The sequence below is a fragment of the Mesorhizobium sp. M1A.F.Ca.IN.020.06.1.1 genome (assembly GCF_004023265.1).
In the GTDB taxonomy this organism is placed as follows: domain Bacteria; phylum Pseudomonadota; class Alphaproteobacteria; order Rhizobiales; family Rhizobiaceae; genus Mesorhizobium.
Genome location: NZ_RZSR01001622.1, coordinates 1 through 671, shown reverse-complemented (window position 1 = coordinate 671; position 671 = coordinate 1). Strand labels below are relative to the sequence as shown.

Annotated in this window: 1 protein-coding gene and 1 pseudogene; both read left to right on the top strand. The window is 63.5% G+C overall.

Annotated elements, in window-relative coordinates; all coding sequences use genetic code 11:
- Window positions 1-108, top strand: a pseudogene (locus EOA60_RS39525) (phosphatidate cytidylyltransferase); the annotation flags it as partial.
- A 103-nt stretch (window positions 109-211) separates the two neighbouring features.
- The coding region (locus tag EOA60_RS35945; protein WP_164899926.1) for a site-2 protease family protein at window positions 212-671 on the top strand (460 nt) is incomplete at its 3' end.

The window sequence follows — 671 nt, the reverse complement described above, 5'->3', positions numbered from 1 at the left end:
GTCATGGACAGGGGGGACGGGCTTGTCGCGGCTGCGTTCGCCCTGTACGTCATCGGTTGGATTGCGGCGGGCGCCGACCATCCGGCAATGGGGCTGTTTCCGAACTGACTGGCGTCGCCAATGGGCGAAAACGACGCGTGCCAGGGATTCGCCCGGATTGATGCCACAGTCGCGGCGGACTGTCGCGCTGGGCGAATTTTGAGGGCATGACTTGAACGAGATTCTTCACGCGCTCTTCAGCACGCAAGGCTTTGTCCTCGGCACCCTTGTGCCGTTCCTGTTCGTGCTCACCGTCGTGGTGTTCGTGCATGAGATGGGCCACTACCTCATCGGCCGCTGGTGCGGCATCGGCGTCAAGGCTTTTGCCATCGGCTTCGGCCCGGAGCTCTTCGGTTTCAACGACCGCCACGGAACCCGCTGGAAGCTTTGCGCCATTCCGCTTGGCGGCTACGTGAAATTCGTCGGCGACATGAACGCGACATCGAGCCAGCCGAGCACCGAGGACCTCGAATCGCTGAGCGAGGCCGAGCGCGAGGTCGCCTTCCACACCCAGCCGATCTGGAAACGCGCGGCGACCGTCGTCGCCGGGCCGCTGTTCAATTTCCTGCTGACGATCGCCGTGTTCGCGGTGCTGTTTTCGCTCTATGGCCGCCCGGTGATGGAGCCTATGG